Below are 15771 nucleotides of genomic sequence, written 5' to 3'. Positions count from 1 at the left end.
CACGGCCGGTGTACGGGCCGTACGGCCCGGTGCGCACGAGCGCTCCGGAGAAACCCCGAGGGTCTGCCACCGATCCCCGGCAGCACCGCCCGGCAGCCCCTGTCACCGCTCCGAACGAAAGGTGAACCCCCGTTGAGTCCCGGAAGAAACCGCACCCCGCTGACCCGCGGACTGGCCGCTCTCGCCCCGCTGCTGCTCGGCGCGGCGCTCCTCACCCCGGCCACCCTCGCGCAGGCGGCCCCGGCCGCCGAGGCCGCCCCGAGCGCCACCGCACAGGGGCTGCGCAGCGACTGCTACCTCAGCTCCGACAGCACCTCACTGGACTTCGCCACCTACACCAGCAGCGGAATCCAGCCGTCCCTCAACGTCAAGGACCTCATTCCGACCCTGCGCAGCTGCGCCGGCTCCACCCTCAACGTCGCCGTGCACTGGACCGGCATGCTGGACGTGCCCACCGGGGGGTCGTACACCTTCTACATCAAGGGCGACAACGGCTTCCGCATGTCCCTGGACGGCGCCAGCGTCATCGACCACTGGACGACCGACTGGGACGTGCAGACCCAGTCCCAGCCCGTCACGCTGACCGCCGGTGAGCACCAGCTGTCCTTCGACTACAACCAGGGCAACGGCGGCGCCTACATCCAGACCGAGTGGTCCGGCCCCGGCATCGACCGCCAGCCCGTCCCCGACTCCGCCCTGCACCTGCCGGACGACTACGCGCCCCTCGACCTGCACAGCACGGTCGACACCTCGGGCCGCGAGGCCGTCGTGCAACTCCCTGATCAGGTCGCCGCGTTGCCCGCCGACCTGACGAAGCACCTGTCGGTGATCGCGGGCGGACAGCGCTGGTCGCCGACCGTGACCACCGACCCCGCCGACCGCTCCAAGCTGGTCCTCACCGCCGCCAAGACGGACACCCCGGCGGCCCTGAAGTCCGAGGTCCGCATCAGCTACGACGGCCAGGGCGGACTGACCACCACCGCCGGTCCGCTCGGTGTGTTCTCCAGCGTGGCGCAGAACAACTCCACCTGGTACTTCGCCACCAAGTGGGCCAAGGACGTCTCCCCGTCCAACGCCCTGCCCGACTACCCGCGCCCGCAGCAGACCCGCAAGCAGTGGGCCAACCTCAACGGCACCTGGCAGTTCCAGGGCACCACGCAGGACGCCGCGCTGCCCAAGGGCAAGCTGAGCGGGAGGATCCTGGTGCCCTACCCGATGGAGGCGCCGCTGTCCGGCGTCGCCGAGCACCACGACTGGTCGCTGTACCAGCGCACCTTCAAGGTCCCGGCCGGCTGGCGGGTCGGCTCGGGCAACCGGCTGCACCTGAACTTCGGCGCGGTCGACTACGAGGCCTGGGTCTACGTCAACGGCAAGCAGGTCGCCCATCACCTCGGCGGCTACGAGGCGTTCACCGCGGACATCACCGACGCCGTCACCCGCCACGGCGACCAGAAGGTGCTGCTGAAGATCAGGGACACCACCGACGCCTCCGACCAGGCCACCGGCAAGCAGTCCACCGACCCGAGCGGCATCTGGTACACGCCCACCTCCGGCATCTGGCAGACCGTGTGGCTGGAGCCGGTCCCCGAGGAGAGCATCGACTCGCTGGTCCTCACCCCCAACCTGAAGGACGACACCCTCTCCGTCACGGTCCGCCCGAGCGCCGGCGCCAAGCGCACCGCCCGGGTGAGCGCCACCGCCTACGACGGCCACAAGCGCGTCGGCTCGGTCTCCGGCGCCGCCGGAACCCCGCTGCGGCTGCACATCAGCAACCCGAAGCTGTGGAGCCCGGACAACCCCTTCCTCTACGACCTGAAGGTCACCCTCGACGACGGCCGCTCGCACGACAGCGTCGGCTCCTACTTCGGGATGCGGTCGATCTCCGTGGCGAAGGTCGGCGGCGTCAACAAGATCGAACTCAACGGCAGGCCCACCTTCCTGCTGTCCACCCTCGACCAGGGCTTCTGGCCCGACGGCGTCTACACCGCTCCGACGGACGCGGCCCTCAAGTCCGACCTCCAGCTGCACAAGCAGCTCGGGTTCAACGCCGTGCGCAAGCACATCAAGGTGGAGCCCGCCCGCTGGTACTACTGGGCCGACAAGCTCGGCCTCATGGTCTGGCAGGACATGCCGAGCCGCAACACCGACCACGCGAGCGCCGCGAGCAACGCGGAGTTCACCAAGGAGGTCCACGAGATCGTGGACCAGCACATCAGCAGCCCCTCCGTCGTCATGTGGACCATGATGAACGAGGGCTGGGGCGAGCAGAGCAAGCAGTCCACCGGTGAACTCGCCGACGCCGTCAAGCAGCAGGACCCCTCGCGCCTGGTCGACGCCCACTCGGGAGTCAACTGCTGTGCCTCCAAGGGCGATTCCGGCCGCGGTGACGTCATCGACTACCACCTCTACCACGGTCCGGCCAACCCCGCCCCGGACGCCACCCGGGCGGCCGTGGACGGCGAGCACGGCGGGTACTCGCTGACCGTCCCCGGCCACATCGCGGGTGTCGCGGGCGGCCAGGACTACGGTGACGGCCCCACCGACATCGCCGAGATGACCAAGACCTACGTGGAGAACACCAGCCAGCTCATCCCGAACGCCGCCGCCGGACTGTCCGGCTCGGTCTACACCCAGATCAGCGACGTGGAGGGCGAACTGAACGGCCTGATCACCTACGACCGGGCGGTCCTGAAGGTCTACCCGGACCAGGTCAGGGACATCAACCGCAGGCTCATCGCGGCCGGCGCCGCGGCGGGCACCACCGCGCGCTGACGGCGGACGCCCGCTCGGCAGAGAGCGACTGACACCCTCCAGGGGCCGGTGCCACCGGCCCCTGGAGGGCTGCGGGCTGCCCGGGAACGGCCGGGCCGAGCCCCGAACGACTGGCCGAATCGAGCCCTGGACCAACAGAAGACAACAGATCCAGACGGGTTGCCGACGGTCAAGGAGAGCGAAGCAACAAATATTGACGCGGCGGACCGGCGCGCGTAACTTCCCGGCGAAGGTGCCGAGCGGCGTGAACTCTGCCGTCGCATCGGCAGGTCGAGCTCCATTCCCCTCCCCACAGCCACGGGAGCACACCATGCGCAGAGCACCGTCCACCGCCGCGCGAAGAATCCCGCGCCCCGTCGCGAGATCAGCGGTCCTCCGCACCCTGCGGCACCTGCTGTCCGCCATGGCCGCCCTCGGCCTCGTCCTCGGCGCCCTGATCGCCTTCCCCGCCGTCTCCCAGGCGGCCGGCTCGCTGCCGTGCGACATCTACGGCACGGCCGGCACCCCCTGCGTCGCCGCGCACAGCACCACACGCGCCCTGCTGTCGTCCTACAACGGCCCCCTCTACCAGGTCACACGTGCCTCCGACGGGGCCCGCGCCGACATCGGGCTGCTCGCCCCCGGCGGCTACGCCGACGCCGCCCGGCAGGACGTGTTCTGCCAGAACACCACGTGCCGCATCACCAAGGTCTACGACCAGACCGCCCGGCACAACGACCTCACCCCCGGCCCGGCCGGCACCGCCGGCATGGGCGCCGACCGCGGCGCGGACGCCGGCGAGATCGCGGTGACCGCCGGCGGCCACAAGGTCTACGGCATCTGGATCTCGCCGGGCGTCGGCTACCGCTACACCGGCGTGGCCTCCGGCGTCGCCGTCAACGGGCAGCCCGAGGGCGCCTACATGGTGGCCTCCGGCACCCACGTCGGCTCCGACTGCTGCTTCGACTACGGCAACGCCGAGAGCACCCCCGCCGACACGGGCAACGGCCACATGGATGCCGTATCCATCGCCACCACCTGCTACTTCGCCCCGTGCACCGGCTCCGGACCGTGGGTCGAGGCCGACCTGGAGAACGGCATGTTCCAGGGCGACAACGGCTCCAACACCGCCAACCGCGGCAACAACAGCCCCTTCGTCACCGCCGTGCTGAAGAACGACGGCCAGACCAGGTACGCCCTCAAGGGCGGCAACTCCCAGACCGGGGCCCTGACCACCTGGTGGGACGGCGGGCTGCCCACCCGCGGCGGCTACAAGCCCATGCACCAGGAGGGCGGCATCATCCTGGGCACCGGCGGCGACAACAGCAACTGGAACCGGGGCACCTTCTTCGAGGGCGTCATGGTCGCCGGCTACCCGAGCGACGCCGCCGAGAACGCCGTCCAGGCCGACATCGTCTCCGTCGGCTACGCGGGCCGGACCGATGTGCCGGGCGGACCGCAGGGCACCGTCACCGGCCCCGGCGGCAAATGCGTGGACGTGGCCGCCGACGACACCGGCGTCAACGGCGCCGCCGTGCAGCTCTGGGACTGCCAGACCTGGGCCGAGGACCAGCACTGGCAGCACAACGCCGACGGCTCCCTGACCACCATCGGCCGCTGCCTGGACATCGAGGGCAACGGCACCGCCAACGGTGCCAAGGTCGAACTGTGGGACTGCAACGGCGTCGGCGGCCAGAAGTGGGTGCAGCAGGCCGACGGCTCGCTGCGCAACCCGCAGTCGGGCCGCTGCCTCGACTCGCCGAGCGGTGCCACCGCCAACGGCACCCGGTTGCAGATCTGGGACTGCAACGGCTCGCCGGCGCAGAGGTTCTCCGTCGACGGCGGCGCCCCGGTCGCGGCCCCCGGCGGCAAGTGCCTCGACGTGGCCGCCGACGACACGGGCGGCAACGGCAGCGCCGTACAGCTCTGGGACTGCCAGTCCTACGCCGTCGACCAGCACTGGTACCACAACGCGAACGGCTCGCTGCGCTCGCTCGGCCGCTGCTTGGACGTCAACGGCAACGGCACCGCGAACGGCACGCCGGTCGAGCTGTGGGACTGCAACGGCGTCGGCGGCCAGAACTGGCAGCAGCGCTCGGACGGTTCCCTGTTCAACGCACAGTCGGGCCGCTGCCTGGACTCGCCCGACGGGGCCACCGCCAACGGCACCCGGCTGCGCATCTGGGACTGCAACGGCTCGGCGGCACAGCGCTTCACGCTGAGCTGACGCCACGTCAGGTATGTCGGGAGATGGACAGGGGGGGTACGGGACCGGTCCCCGGTCCCGTACCCCCCTCACTCGGGGCTCAGTTGACGTACACCTCCGCGCGGTCGACGCTGACGAACGACGCCCCGGACTGCGCGTCGTGCTCGCCCGTCACCCGCACCCGCAGCGTGTGCTGCCCGTAGGGCAGACGCGGGCTGAGGAACTGGAGCGTCTCGCCGGTACGGATCGCGCCGTAGTAGTCGAGGCGTTGCTCGGCGCCGCCGTCGATGCTGAGCGCCGCGTAGCCGTTGCCGGTGTCGCGGACGGACAGCAGGGCGATCCGGGTGCCGGTGAAGGTGAACGTGGCGGTGTTCCCGGCACGGTCGCTCCAGTGGTCGTTGCCCCAGAAGCACTGCACGCCGCACCCGGTGCCCGAGTTCCAGGTGCCGGTGTAGGCGAGGCTGCCGGGGCCGTTGGAACGGCCGTCGTCGTTGATCCAGTAGCCGCCCGGTCCCGGGTCGCCGGACGGCAGGTCCTGCGTGGCGCCCGCCGCGAGCGGCACGCCGAGGTTCGGGCTGCCGTCGGCGTTCCAGCCGATGCGCTGCGCCCGGGTGGTGCGGTCGCTGTAGGTGTAGGCCGAGGTGGTCTTGGCGTGGTAGACGATCCAGTCCTGGCTGCCGTCGGGCGACCTGAAGAAGGCGTGGTGGCCGGGCCCGAAGACGCCGTGGTCGTCGGCGCGGGAGAAGACCGCCCCCTGGTGCTGCGTCCAGTTGCCGGGCACCAGCGGGTCGGCGTTGGACGGCAGCGACATCATCCACACCTGGTAGTCCGGCTTACCGGTGTCACAGGTCGAATACGTCATCCAGGTACGGCCGTTGCGGTACAGGAACTCCGGTCCCTCCCGCACCTCGGGGCAGCCTCCGGCCGCGTCGATCGCTACGGCATTGCCCGAGACGGTGTACGGGTTCGACAGCGGCGCGATGTTGAGGCCGTTGTGCTGGTACGGGTTGATGCCGCTGTAGGCCAGGTAGAGGCGGCCGTTGTGCTGGAGGATGCCCGGGTCGATGGCGAAGTCGGCGGCGTGGTTGGGCGGTGCCAGCTTCGCCTTGAAGTGGTACGGCCCGGCCGGGTCGTCGCGGTCGGACTCGGCGACGTAGATCCGGTGGTGGTCGTCGGTGCCGTCGTCGGCGGTGTAGTACAGGTACCAGCGGTCGCCGAACCGGTAGAACTCCGGCGCCCACACGTCGCGGTTGCGGGAGGCGTCGGTGTCGGTCCACACGGTGATGGGGTCGGCGGTCAGCAGCGTGCTCAGCGACGGCGAGCGCCACATGCGGATGCTGCCGCCCTGCGTGGTGGTGAGGTAGTAGTTCCCCTTCCAGTACGTCATGAACGGGTCCGGCCCCGTGTTGAGCGGGTTGCGGAACGTGCCGGTTGCGGCGGCCTGTCGGGCGGCGGCGGCCTGGGCGGCCGGCCGCGTCGCCTGGGCCGCCGTGGCGGGGGCGGGGCGTACGGCGCTCAGGGCGACGAGGACCAGCCCGAGCGCGACCAGCACGCCGAGCAGGCGCCGTGGGCGCGACCGGGATGGACGCACCCCAGGGGGAGCGGTGCGGGATTGCGTGCGCATGAGGGACTCCTTCTGGGGGGAGCGCTTCGCACAGAGGTGGGGGCAGGCCCGGCGCGGACACGCCGGGATATCGCTTTGCATCGTTGTAATGCCGACGGTGCGCCACCGTAGGGTGGTGTTGACAGGGCGTCAAGACAGTGGTGCCGCGTACGGCGAAGGCTTGCCAGGGCGGAGGTGTCCCCCGTATAACGTTGGAAAGGGGAGGAACATCGTGCGGGTCAGCCTCAAGGACGTCGCGTTGCACGCGGGCGTCTCCATCAAGACCGTCTCCAACGTGGTCAACGACCAGCCCCATGTCACCCCCACCATGCGGGCGCGGGTGCAGAAGTCCATCGACGAGCTGGGCTACCGCCCCAACCTCACCGCCCGGCATCTGCGCAAGGGCCGCACCGGGATCGTGGCCCTGGCCCTGCCCGAACTGGGCAACCCCTACTTCGCCGAACTGGCCGCCGAGGTCGTGGACGCGGCGGCCGAGCACGACTACACCGTCCTGCTCGACCACACCGGCGGCCGGCGCGACCAGGAGACCCTGGTCAGCCAGGGCTTCCGAGCCCGGGTGATCGACGGGCTGATCCTCAGCCCCATCGAGCTGGAGGCGGAGGACCTGCGTCAGCGCGCCGAACCGGTCCCGCTCGTCCTGCTGGGCGAACGCGAGTACGACCTGCCCTACGACCACATCTCCATCGACAACGTCGCCGCCGCCCGTGAGGCGGTGCGCCATCTGATCGATCTGGGACGGCGGGACATCGCCTTCCTGGGGGCGCGCCGGGGGCGCAGCCAGCCGGCGCATCTGCGGCTGCGCGGCTGGCGGGAGGCGCTGGACGCCGCCGGACTGGTCGCCGACCACCGGCTGGTGGCGGCCACCGACGGGTGGGGCCACGCGGACGGGGCGGCGGCCATGGCCGGGCTGCTGGACGCCGGGCACCGCCCGGACGCGGTGTTCGCCTACAACGACCTCATCGCCATCGGCGCGATGCGCGTCCTGTCCGAACGGGGCCTGCGCATTCCCGAGGACGTCGCCGTGGTCGGCTTCGACGACGTGGTGGAGGGCCGGTTCGGCGCCGTCACCCTCACCTCCGTCTCACCCGACAAGGCGTCCATCGCCAGGATGGCCGTCGAGTCCGTGCTGTCCCAGCTGAACGGCGCCCCCCGCCACCAGGCGCGCCGCATCCACGCCGGCTACTCCCTGGTCGAACGCGAGAGCACCCTCGGCCGCCGGTAGCCCCCGACGGGTGCGGGTGCGGATGTGCGAGGGCCCGGATGCGGTACCGGGCGGGGTGCCCGACGGGGCGTCGTGCCGTCCGTGTGGCAGGCCGGCCGGCGGTTCGCCGGACGGTGCGCGGCACGCGGCTGCCCGACCGCCCGCACGGCGTGACGAGGGCCCCAGGCCCGGCAGGTTCTCCTCGACCCGGGAGGACGTCATGTGCGGTGGGTATGCCGCCCGGCCCGCCGGCCAAACCCGCGGGCGAGGCAGGTCGCCCCGCCCGACGCGGCGGGCGCGGCAGTCTGTTCGCCGGTCGTGCCGGCGGGCCGGAGCGCGTCCCCGTGGGCCGCCCGTCGCCGCGACGGCCGGGCCCCTGCGGTGGCCCGGCCGTCTTCTTGTGCGCCCGAAGCTGACGGGGCTCAGTGCCCTGCCGGGCCCTCGGGGCGGGCGTGGCGCGGGAGGAGGAAGGCGAGCAGGAACGTCACGGCGAGCAGGCCGTCGACGATCCACAGCACCGTCTGCATCACCGAGCCGAAACCGCTGCGGAAGGCCGACGACGCCGTGGCCTGCAGTGCGGCCGGTATACGGGCAGCGGCCTCCGGTGAGGTCACGGCCGACCGGGCGTCCTTCTCCAGACGGGCGCAGGAGGCCGGTGTCGCCTCCGGGTCCTTGGCCACGGCACGGTCCGAGGCGCAGGTGCGCAGGTCGGCCACGATACGGTCGCCGGCGGCGGGCGCGACGTGGGCGGCGGTCAACTGCCCCCGCAGCCCGTCGGAGTGATGGTCGACGGCGGTGGCCATCCCGCCGCCCAGCAGGCCGAAGAACACGGTGCCGAGGAGCGCGACGCCGAACGCCCCGCCGAGCTGCTGGATCGCGGTCATCGTGCCGGACGCCGAACCCGTCTCGTGCTGTTCCACGCTGGCGAGGACGATGTCGAAGAACGGCGCCATCAGCAGGCCCATGCCGATACCGGTGACCAGCAGCGCCGGCAGGAGCTGCCAGGGGCCGACGTCGCTGCCCACCTGGTCGAGGGTCAGCCACACGCCGAACACGCCGAGCGCCATGACCAGCGTGCCCGCCTGGAGCACCGCCCGGCCGAACCGGGCGACGCCCTGCGCGATCCCGAAGCCCACGATCATGCCGCCGGACCACGGCACCATCACCAGACCCGCTTTGAGGGGCGAGTAGCCGAGGCCGATCTGGGTGTAGAGGTTGAAGACCAGCATGAAGCCCTGCATGGTCGAGAAGAAGACCAGCCCGAGGGTCATGCCGCCGCTGAAGCCACGCTTGCGGAAGAGACTGGGGATCACCAGCGGGTCCTGGCCCGTCTTGCTGCGCCGCGCCTCGTACTTCGCGAAGGCGACGAAGACGACCACCGAGGCGGCCATCATCACGAACGTCCACACGGGCCAGTCGTACTCCCGGCCCTGGACCAGCGGGAAGATGATGAGCAGCGCGGCCAGCGAGATCAGGATCATGCCGGGGATGTCCAGCCTGGGCTTGTCGCCGGAGCGGCCCTTCGGCAGGTAGCGCAGGGCGCCGAGGATCGCGGCGGCGCCGAGCGGCAGGTTGATCAGGAAGATCATCCGCCAGCCGGTGCCGAAGTAGTCGGCGTCCACCAGCCAGCCCGCCAGGATCGGCCCGCACACCGCGGACAGGCCCATGACCGGGCCGAACATGCCGAAGGCCTTCTGCGACTCCTTCGGCGGGAACATCTCCTTGATCATGCCGAGGCCCTGCGGCAGCATCACCGCGCCGAACAGCCCCTGCACGACGCGCGCGCCGATCAGTATCTCGGGTGAGACGGCTGTCGCGCACAGCAGCGAGCCCACGGTGAAGCCGGCGGCGCCGACCAGGAACATCCGGCGGCGCCCGTGGATGTCGCCGAGCCGTCCGCCGGTGACGAGCCCGACGGCCATCGAGAGGGTGTAGGCGGCGGCGAGCCACTGGAGCGTGGAGGCACCGCCGCCGAGGTCGGCCCGCATGGAGGGTCCGGCGATGTTGGTGACGACGGCGTCGAGGAGATCCATCACCTCGGCCGCCAGGATCACGAAGAGCGCGGCCCAGCGCCACCGGTAGGGCGCTGGTGAGTCGGTGGGCGTCTGTGCGGACGCGACGCCGGTGGTGGACATCGGTAGGTCTCCTCGCGAAACAGGGCCGTGCCGCGGTGCCGAGGTCACGGACACGGTGGGACAGATGGACAGAGAAACCGGTGAACAGCGTTCACCGTAACAGAACATCGATCAGGGGGAGAACGCTGTTTATCAAGATATAGCGCAAGGTCGCGACGAGGACAAGATATATCGCGTAGCGTTCCTCCTGTCGTGAACCCCGCGCCCCCTGAGGGCGTCCCGTGCGGCCCGCCCACCCGAAGAGAACACTGTTCTCCGAACGCCTAGACTGATTCCCATGAACGACGCGGCCCCCGGCAGCCCCGCATCCCCACCGCCGTCCCCCTGGGAGCGCCGACGCCCCGCCCGCGCCCGTCCGGCGCCCGCCCGCACCCCGCTCTCCCGCGAACGCGTGGTGGAGGCGGCGTTCACCGTCCTGGACCGGCAGGGACTGGACAAGCTGACGATGCGGCAGGTGGCGTCCGAACTGGACGTCACGGTCTCCGCCCTCTACGCCCATGTGCGGTCCAAGGACGATCTGCTGGAGCTGATGTACGCCCGGCTGTTCGAGGGCGCCGATATTCCCGAACCCGATCCCGAGCGGTGGCGGGAACAACTGCGGGACTACGCCCGTGCCGGCCGCGAGCGCCTGCTGTCCCACCGGGACATGGCCAGGATCTCCATGGCCTACGCCCCCTTCACGGCCGAACTCCTGCCGCACGTCGAGGCGTTCCTCGGCCTGCTGCGGACCGCCGGGCTGCCGGACCGCATCGCGGCGGAGGCCGGCGACCTCATCTCCACCTACATCGACGGCTTCGTCCTGGCGGAGGGCATGTGGCGGGAACGGGCCGCCCGCCCGGACGGCGGGGACGCCCAGAGCCCCGACCCGGCCCGCCCCGACGGGAACGGGATCGCCGCCGAGATGCAGGACTACTTCGCGTCGCTTCCCGCCGACGACTTCCCCCATCTGCGCGCCCTGGCCGGTCTGATGGTGACGGACTCCTCCGAGGAGAGGTTCGACATCGGCCTGGAGATCATCCTGCGCGGCCTGGCGAGTTACCTGCCGGACACGGCGGCCGACGGCGGCCCGGGTGCGGGTGAGCCCGGCCGGGACTGACCGGCCGCGGTCACTCAGTCGACCGGTCCGCGCGGGCCGGACGCGCCCCCTCGGGCCGGACCCGCCCGCGCGGGGCTCACCGTGGTGCGAGTCGGGCGACTGCTCCGATCTCCAGGGCCGTCCAGACCGCGCCGTCCGGTCCCAGTGCGATGCCGTGCGGTTCGGAGGACGGGCTCGGGAGGCCGTACTCGTCGATCCCGCCCTCGGCCGTGATCCGGCCGATGCGGTTGGCTCCCCATTCCGTGAACCAGCAGTTCCCGTCGGTGTCGGCGACGATGGCGTGGGGGCGTGACGCGGGGTGGGGCAGGGCGAACGCGTCGATCTCGCCGTCCGGTGTGATGCGGCCGATCCGACCGGCGCCGATCTCGACGAACCACAGGGCTCCGTCGGCGCCGACGGTGATACCGACCGGGGCGCTGTCCGGTACGGGCAGCGGGTGGAGGGTGACGCGGCCGTCCTGCCCGATGGCGCCGATCGCGTTCGCCCGGTTCAGGGTGAACCACAGCCGGCCGTCGGGACCGGTGGCGATGGCCGACGGGAAGCCGCCCGAGAGCGGGAGGGGGAACTCGGTGAGGTGACCGTCGGGTGTGATCCGGCCGATGCGGTCGGCGTTCGCCTCGGTGAACCACAGCGCGTCGTCGGGGCCGGCGGTGATGCCGAACGGCCCGGCGTCCGGGGTCGGCAGCGGGAACGAGGTGATGTCTCCGGTCGTCGTGATGCGGCCGATCCGGTGACCGCGGTACTCGGTGAACCACAGAGCGCCGTCGGGCCCCGTGGTGATGATCGACGGTCCGCCGGAAGGGGGTTCGAGCTGGTGGGAGGTGACCTCGCCCTCGGTGGTGATCCGGCCGATCCGCCCGTGGTGGACCATGGTGAACCACAGGGCGTCGTCGGGACCGCGGGTGATTCCGTAGGGGCCGGCGTCCCTGTCGGACACGGGGAATTGAGTGATCGCGGGGATCGGGCGGCGCGGCATGGGGCGGGTTCCTTCATCGGCGACGGGTGGAGATCAGCGACTGCGGATGCTATCCGGAGCGCCTCGCCGCCGCCTCGGGTTGTGAACAGGAGCGCTTCGCGGCCACCGCCGGTCAGGAACGCGCTGTGCGACGGCCGCCGCGTCACGTCGTCCCGACGCCCGCGCCGGGCGGACCGCGGGCCCGCGGCGCGTCTGCGCGCCGCGGGCCCGTGCGAGGGGGCCGGATCAGACCGCGCTGCCGCGCAGCTCCGCCAGGCTGTCCTTCGTCAGCGGCCGGGGAGCGTGCCCGGCGTCGACCAGGACGACGGTGCACTCCGCGGCGTGGGCGAGGGCGGTGGTGAGGCTGCCGTCGGTGAACTGCGCGACCGGTCCCCGCGGCGAGCGGCCCACGGCGACCACGCGCGCGTGCACCTCGGCCGCGTGCCGGGCCAGGACGCGCCCGGCCGCGGCATGGTCGCCCACGCTGGTCAGGATCTGGCCGGTGGCGGGGACCCCGCCCGCGGCGAGCCGGTCGAGGTGGGCGGTGACGGCGGCCTTCGCCCGGTCGGCCGACTCGACGTCGACGGCCTGCTCCTCCACGACGGCGGTCTGCCGCACGTGGACGACTTCCAGCGGGCTGCCGGTGTCGCGCGCGATGCGCGCGGCGGCGTCCACGATGGCCTCCGCCCGCTCATGGGCACCGACGGCGACGATGACCGGCGGCACATCGGCCGGGGCGGGAGCGCCGACGGCCGTGAGCTGCGGTTCCACCGTCTCGGCCGCCTCGCCCGACTGCTGCTCCGCCCGCCGCAGCAACTGGTGCCCGCTGGCCAGCACGGGGATGGCGAGCAGGAAGGTGGCGGCGCCGACGTAGAAGGGAACGCTCAGATCGGTCGCGTCGGCGAGCTTGCCGGCGACGTAGGGGGCCAGGCCGCCGCCGATGAAGCGCAGGAAACCGTACGCGGAGGAGGCCACCGGGCGCTCGACCGGGGAGACGAGCATGACGGCCTGCGTGGTCAGGGTGTTGTTGATGCCGATGAACGCGCCGCTGACGATGACCGCGACGATGACGGTCGTGGGCGTGTCGACTCCGGCGGCGATGACCGCCATGACGATGCCGAGACCCAGCAGGTTGGCGTACAGGACCGGGGCGGTGCCGTAACGGGCCTGGAGGCGCGGTGCGAAGAAGACGCTGAAGGCGGCCACCAGCAGGCCCCAGCCGGTGAAGACCAGACCGAGCTGATGGGCGCTCAGCTTCATCGGGTACGGCGCGTAGCCGAGCATCGTGAAGAAGCCCCAGTTGTACAGCAGGGCCATGATGCCCATGGTCAGCAGGCCGCGGTGGCGCAGCGCCCTGAGCGGGGCGACGGGCGAGGTCGGCCGCTTCGGCTTGGGCAGCGAGGGCACGAAGAGGACGGTGGCTGTCAGCGCGATGGCCATGAGGACGGCGACGCCGAAGAACGGGCCGCGCCAGCTGATCGCACCCAGCTCGCCGCCGAGCAGCGGGCCGACGGCGATACCGAGGCCGAGCGCGGTCTCGTACAGGATGATCGCACCGGCGAAGCCGCCGCTGGCGGAGGCGACGATCACGGCCAGTGAGGTCGCGATGAACAGGGCGTTGCCCAGGCCCCAGCCGGCCCGGAAGCCGACGATGCCGTTGATGGAGCCGGAGGCGCCCGCCAGGGCGGCGAAGACGACGATGACGGCCAGGCCTATGACGAGGGTGCGCTTGGCGCCGAACCGGCTGGAGAACCAGCCGACGAACAGCATCGCCACGGCCGTGACGATCAGGTAGCTGCTGAACAGCAGGGAGACCTGGCTCGGCGTGGCGTGCAGGCTCTCGGCCAGGGCGGGCAGGATCGGGTCGACCAGACCGATGCCCATGAACGAGATCACGCAGGCGAACGCCACGGCCCAGACGGCCTTCGGCTGCTTGAACGGGCTGGACGCTTCTCCAGGCGATGTACTCATGACCGCTTCTCTCCAGTGGTCGCGGTGACGGGGACGGTGGAACGAGGGGGGTGGCTCAGGCCGCGCCCGGGAGGCCGAGCGAAGTCGGCCGGGGCACGCGGTCACGGGGTCAGGACTGCGCCCGGCGCTCCTGGACGGTGTGGTGCCGGACGGCGCGGGCCAGGGCCGGGAGCGCGATCCGCACCGCCTCCTGCTCCGGTTCCGTCAGCTCTTCGACCAGCTGCCGCAGGGCGTCGGCGCGTTCGGCCCGCCGCTGCCGGAACACCTCCAGACCGGTGTCGGTGACCGCCACCACCACACCGCGGCCGTCGGTCGCGTCGGCGGTGCGCCGCACCAGCCCGTCCCGCTCCATGCGGGTGACGAGCTGGGTCATGTTCGGCTGGGAGACGTTCTCGGCGCGGGCCAGCTCGGTGAGCCGCTGCGGCCCCTCGCTGCCGAGCCGGCCGAGCGCGGAGGAGGCCGCGGTGCTCAGGCCTCCGGCGGTGGCGCTGCGGCGCACGTACCGGACCAGTTGCTCCACGGCGAGCATCAGCTCCTCGGAGGGCACGGCCGTGGATGCAGAGTCCATAACCCGCTTATGCATAACTACATGATGCATCTACATGTAGCGTGAAGCAAAGGGTTGTGGAGCAAAGACCGAGGCGCCCGGTCGGTCCGCTGTCGCGGTCGGGCCGGGCGCCTCAGGTGTGTGGTGTGTGTGGGTCAGTCCTTGATCTCGCAGATGGGGGCGCCGCTGGTGATGGAGGCGCCGACGTCGGCGGTGAGGCCCTTGATGGTGCCGCTCTTGTGGGCGTTGAGGGGCTGTTCCATCTTCATGGCTTCGAGGACGACGACGAGGTCGCCTTCCTTGACCTCCTGGCCGTCTTCGACGGCGATCTTGACGATGGTGCCCTGCATGGGGGAGGCGAGGGTGTCGCCGGAGGCGACGGGGCCGGACTTCTTGGCGGCGCGGCGTTTGGGCTTGGCGCCGGCGGCGAGGCCGGTGCGGGCCAGGGACATGCCGAGGGAGGAGGGGAGGGAGACTTCCAGGCGTTTGCCGCCGACCTCGACGACGACGGTCTCCCGGCCCGTCTCCTCATCCGCTTCGGTGTCGGCGGGGGTGGTGAAGGGTTTGATGTCGTTGACGAACTCGGTCTCGATCCAGCGGGTGTGGACGGTGAACGGGTCGGTGGAGTCGTCCAGTTCGGGGGCGAAGGCCCGGTCGCGGACGACGGTGCGGTGGAAGGGGATGGCGGTGGCCATGCCTTCGACGTGGAATTCGTCCAGGGCGCGGGCGGCGCGCTGGAGGGCTTCCTTGCGGGTGCGGCCGGTGACGATGAGTTTGGCGAGGAGGGAGTCCCAGGCGGGGCCGATCACGCTGCCGGCTTCGACGCCGGCGTCGAGGCGGACGCCGGGGCCGGTGGGGGCGTCGAAGCGGGTGACGGTGCCGGGGGCGGGGAGGAAGCCGCGGCCGGGGTCTTCGCCGTTGATGCGGAACTCGAAGGAGTGGCCGCGCAGGGCGGGGTCGTCGTAGCCGAGTTCTTCGCCGTCGGCGATGCGGAACATCTCGCGTACGAGGTCGATGCCGGCGACTTCTTCGGTGACGGGGTGTTCGACCTGGAGGCGGGTGTTGACCTCGAGGAAGGAGATGGTGCCGTCCTGGCCGACGAGGAATTCGCAGGTGCCGGCGCCTTCGTAGCGGGCTTCGCGGAGGATGGCCTTGGAGGCGCGGTAGAGCTCGGCGACCTGTTCGTCGGAGAGGAAGGGGGCGGGGGCTTCCTCGACGAGTTTCTGGTGGCGGCGCTGGAGGGAGCAGTCGCGGGTGGAGACGACGACGACGTTGCCGTGTTTGT

General features: G+C 71.4%; 10 protein-coding genes. 4 read left to right on the top strand and 6 right to left on the bottom strand.

What is annotated here, in order from left to right:
• Positions 1–132 precede the first annotated feature (132 nt).
• Together AB0N63_RS25780 and AB0N63_RS25775 are read left to right on the top strand one after the other, a co-directional pair.
• Positions 133–2772 carry a PA14 domain-containing protein gene (locus tag AB0N63_RS25780; RefSeq protein WP_365532000.1) on the top strand — a complete coding sequence of 880 codons (2640 nt, stop codon included), beginning with the start codon at positions 133–135 and terminating at the stop codon, positions 2770–2772.
• 403 nt (positions 2773–3175) lie between these two features.
• Entirely contained in the window at positions 3176–4978 is a 1803-nt protein-coding gene (locus AB0N63_RS25775) for an arabinofuranosidase catalytic domain-containing protein (RefSeq protein WP_365532202.1), read from the top strand.
• A 79-nt stretch (positions 4979–5057) separates the two neighbouring features.
• On the opposite strand, the gene AB0N63_RS25770 is transcribed toward AB0N63_RS25775, so the two are convergent.
• Positions 5058–6581, bottom strand: a complete 1524-nt coding sequence (locus tag AB0N63_RS25770; RefSeq protein ID WP_365531997.1) for a family 43 glycosylhydrolase — start codon at positions 6579–6581, stop codon at positions 5058–5060.
• Positions 6582–6792: 211 nt separating this feature from the next.
• Between AB0N63_RS25770 and AB0N63_RS25765 the strand changes: the two genes are divergently transcribed.
• Positions 6793–7803 carry a LacI family DNA-binding transcriptional regulator gene (locus tag AB0N63_RS25765; RefSeq protein ID WP_365531995.1) on the top strand — a complete coding sequence of 337 codons (1011 nt, stop codon included), beginning with the start codon at positions 6793–6795 and terminating at the stop codon, positions 7801–7803.
• A 401-nt stretch (positions 7804–8204) separates the two neighbouring features.
• Here AB0N63_RS25765 and AB0N63_RS25760 read toward each other — a convergent pair whose 3' ends face one another.
• Entirely contained in the window at positions 8205–9917 is a 1713-nt protein-coding gene (locus AB0N63_RS25760; RefSeq protein ID WP_365531993.1) for an MFS transporter, read from the bottom strand.
• Positions 9918–10194: 277 nt separating this feature from the next.
• On the opposite strand from AB0N63_RS25760, the gene AB0N63_RS25755 reads away from it, so the two are divergent.
• On the top strand, positions 10195–11013 hold the full coding sequence (locus AB0N63_RS25755) for a TetR/AcrR family transcriptional regulator (protein WP_365531992.1): 819 nt from the start codon (positions 10195–10197) through the stop codon (positions 11011–11013).
• A 76-nt stretch (positions 11014–11089) separates the two neighbouring features.
• Here AB0N63_RS25755 and AB0N63_RS25750 read toward each other — a convergent pair whose 3' ends face one another.
• From AB0N63_RS25750 to AB0N63_RS25735, 4 genes are all read right to left on the bottom strand, one after another.
• Positions 11090–11989, bottom strand: a complete 900-nt coding sequence (locus AB0N63_RS25750) for a virginiamycin B lyase (RefSeq protein WP_365531990.1) — start codon at positions 11987–11989, stop codon at positions 11090–11092.
• 225 nt (positions 11990–12214) lie between these two features.
• Entirely contained in the window at positions 12215–13939 is a 1725-nt protein-coding gene (locus AB0N63_RS25745; RefSeq protein WP_365531987.1) for an MFS transporter, read from the bottom strand.
• Positions 13940–14048: 109 nt separating this feature from the next.
• Complete coding sequence (locus tag AB0N63_RS25740) at positions 14049–14522, bottom strand: MarR family transcriptional regulator (RefSeq protein ID WP_365531984.1); 474 nt, start codon at positions 14520–14522, stop codon at positions 14049–14051.
• Positions 14523–14641: 119 nt separating this feature from the next.
• Positions 14642–15771 (bottom strand): biotin/lipoyl-containing protein (locus tag AB0N63_RS25735; protein WP_365531982.1); only part of this gene is annotated, 1130 nt, incomplete at its 5' end.

Origin of the sequence: Streptomyces sp. NPDC093260 (genome assembly GCF_040683715.1) — a bacterium.
Lineage (GTDB): Bacteria > Actinomycetota > Actinomycetes > Streptomycetales > Streptomycetaceae > Streptomyces > Streptomyces sennicomposti.
The sequence above is the reverse complement of the archived record's forward strand: the minus strand, read 5'-3'. Positions and strand labels throughout refer to the sequence as shown.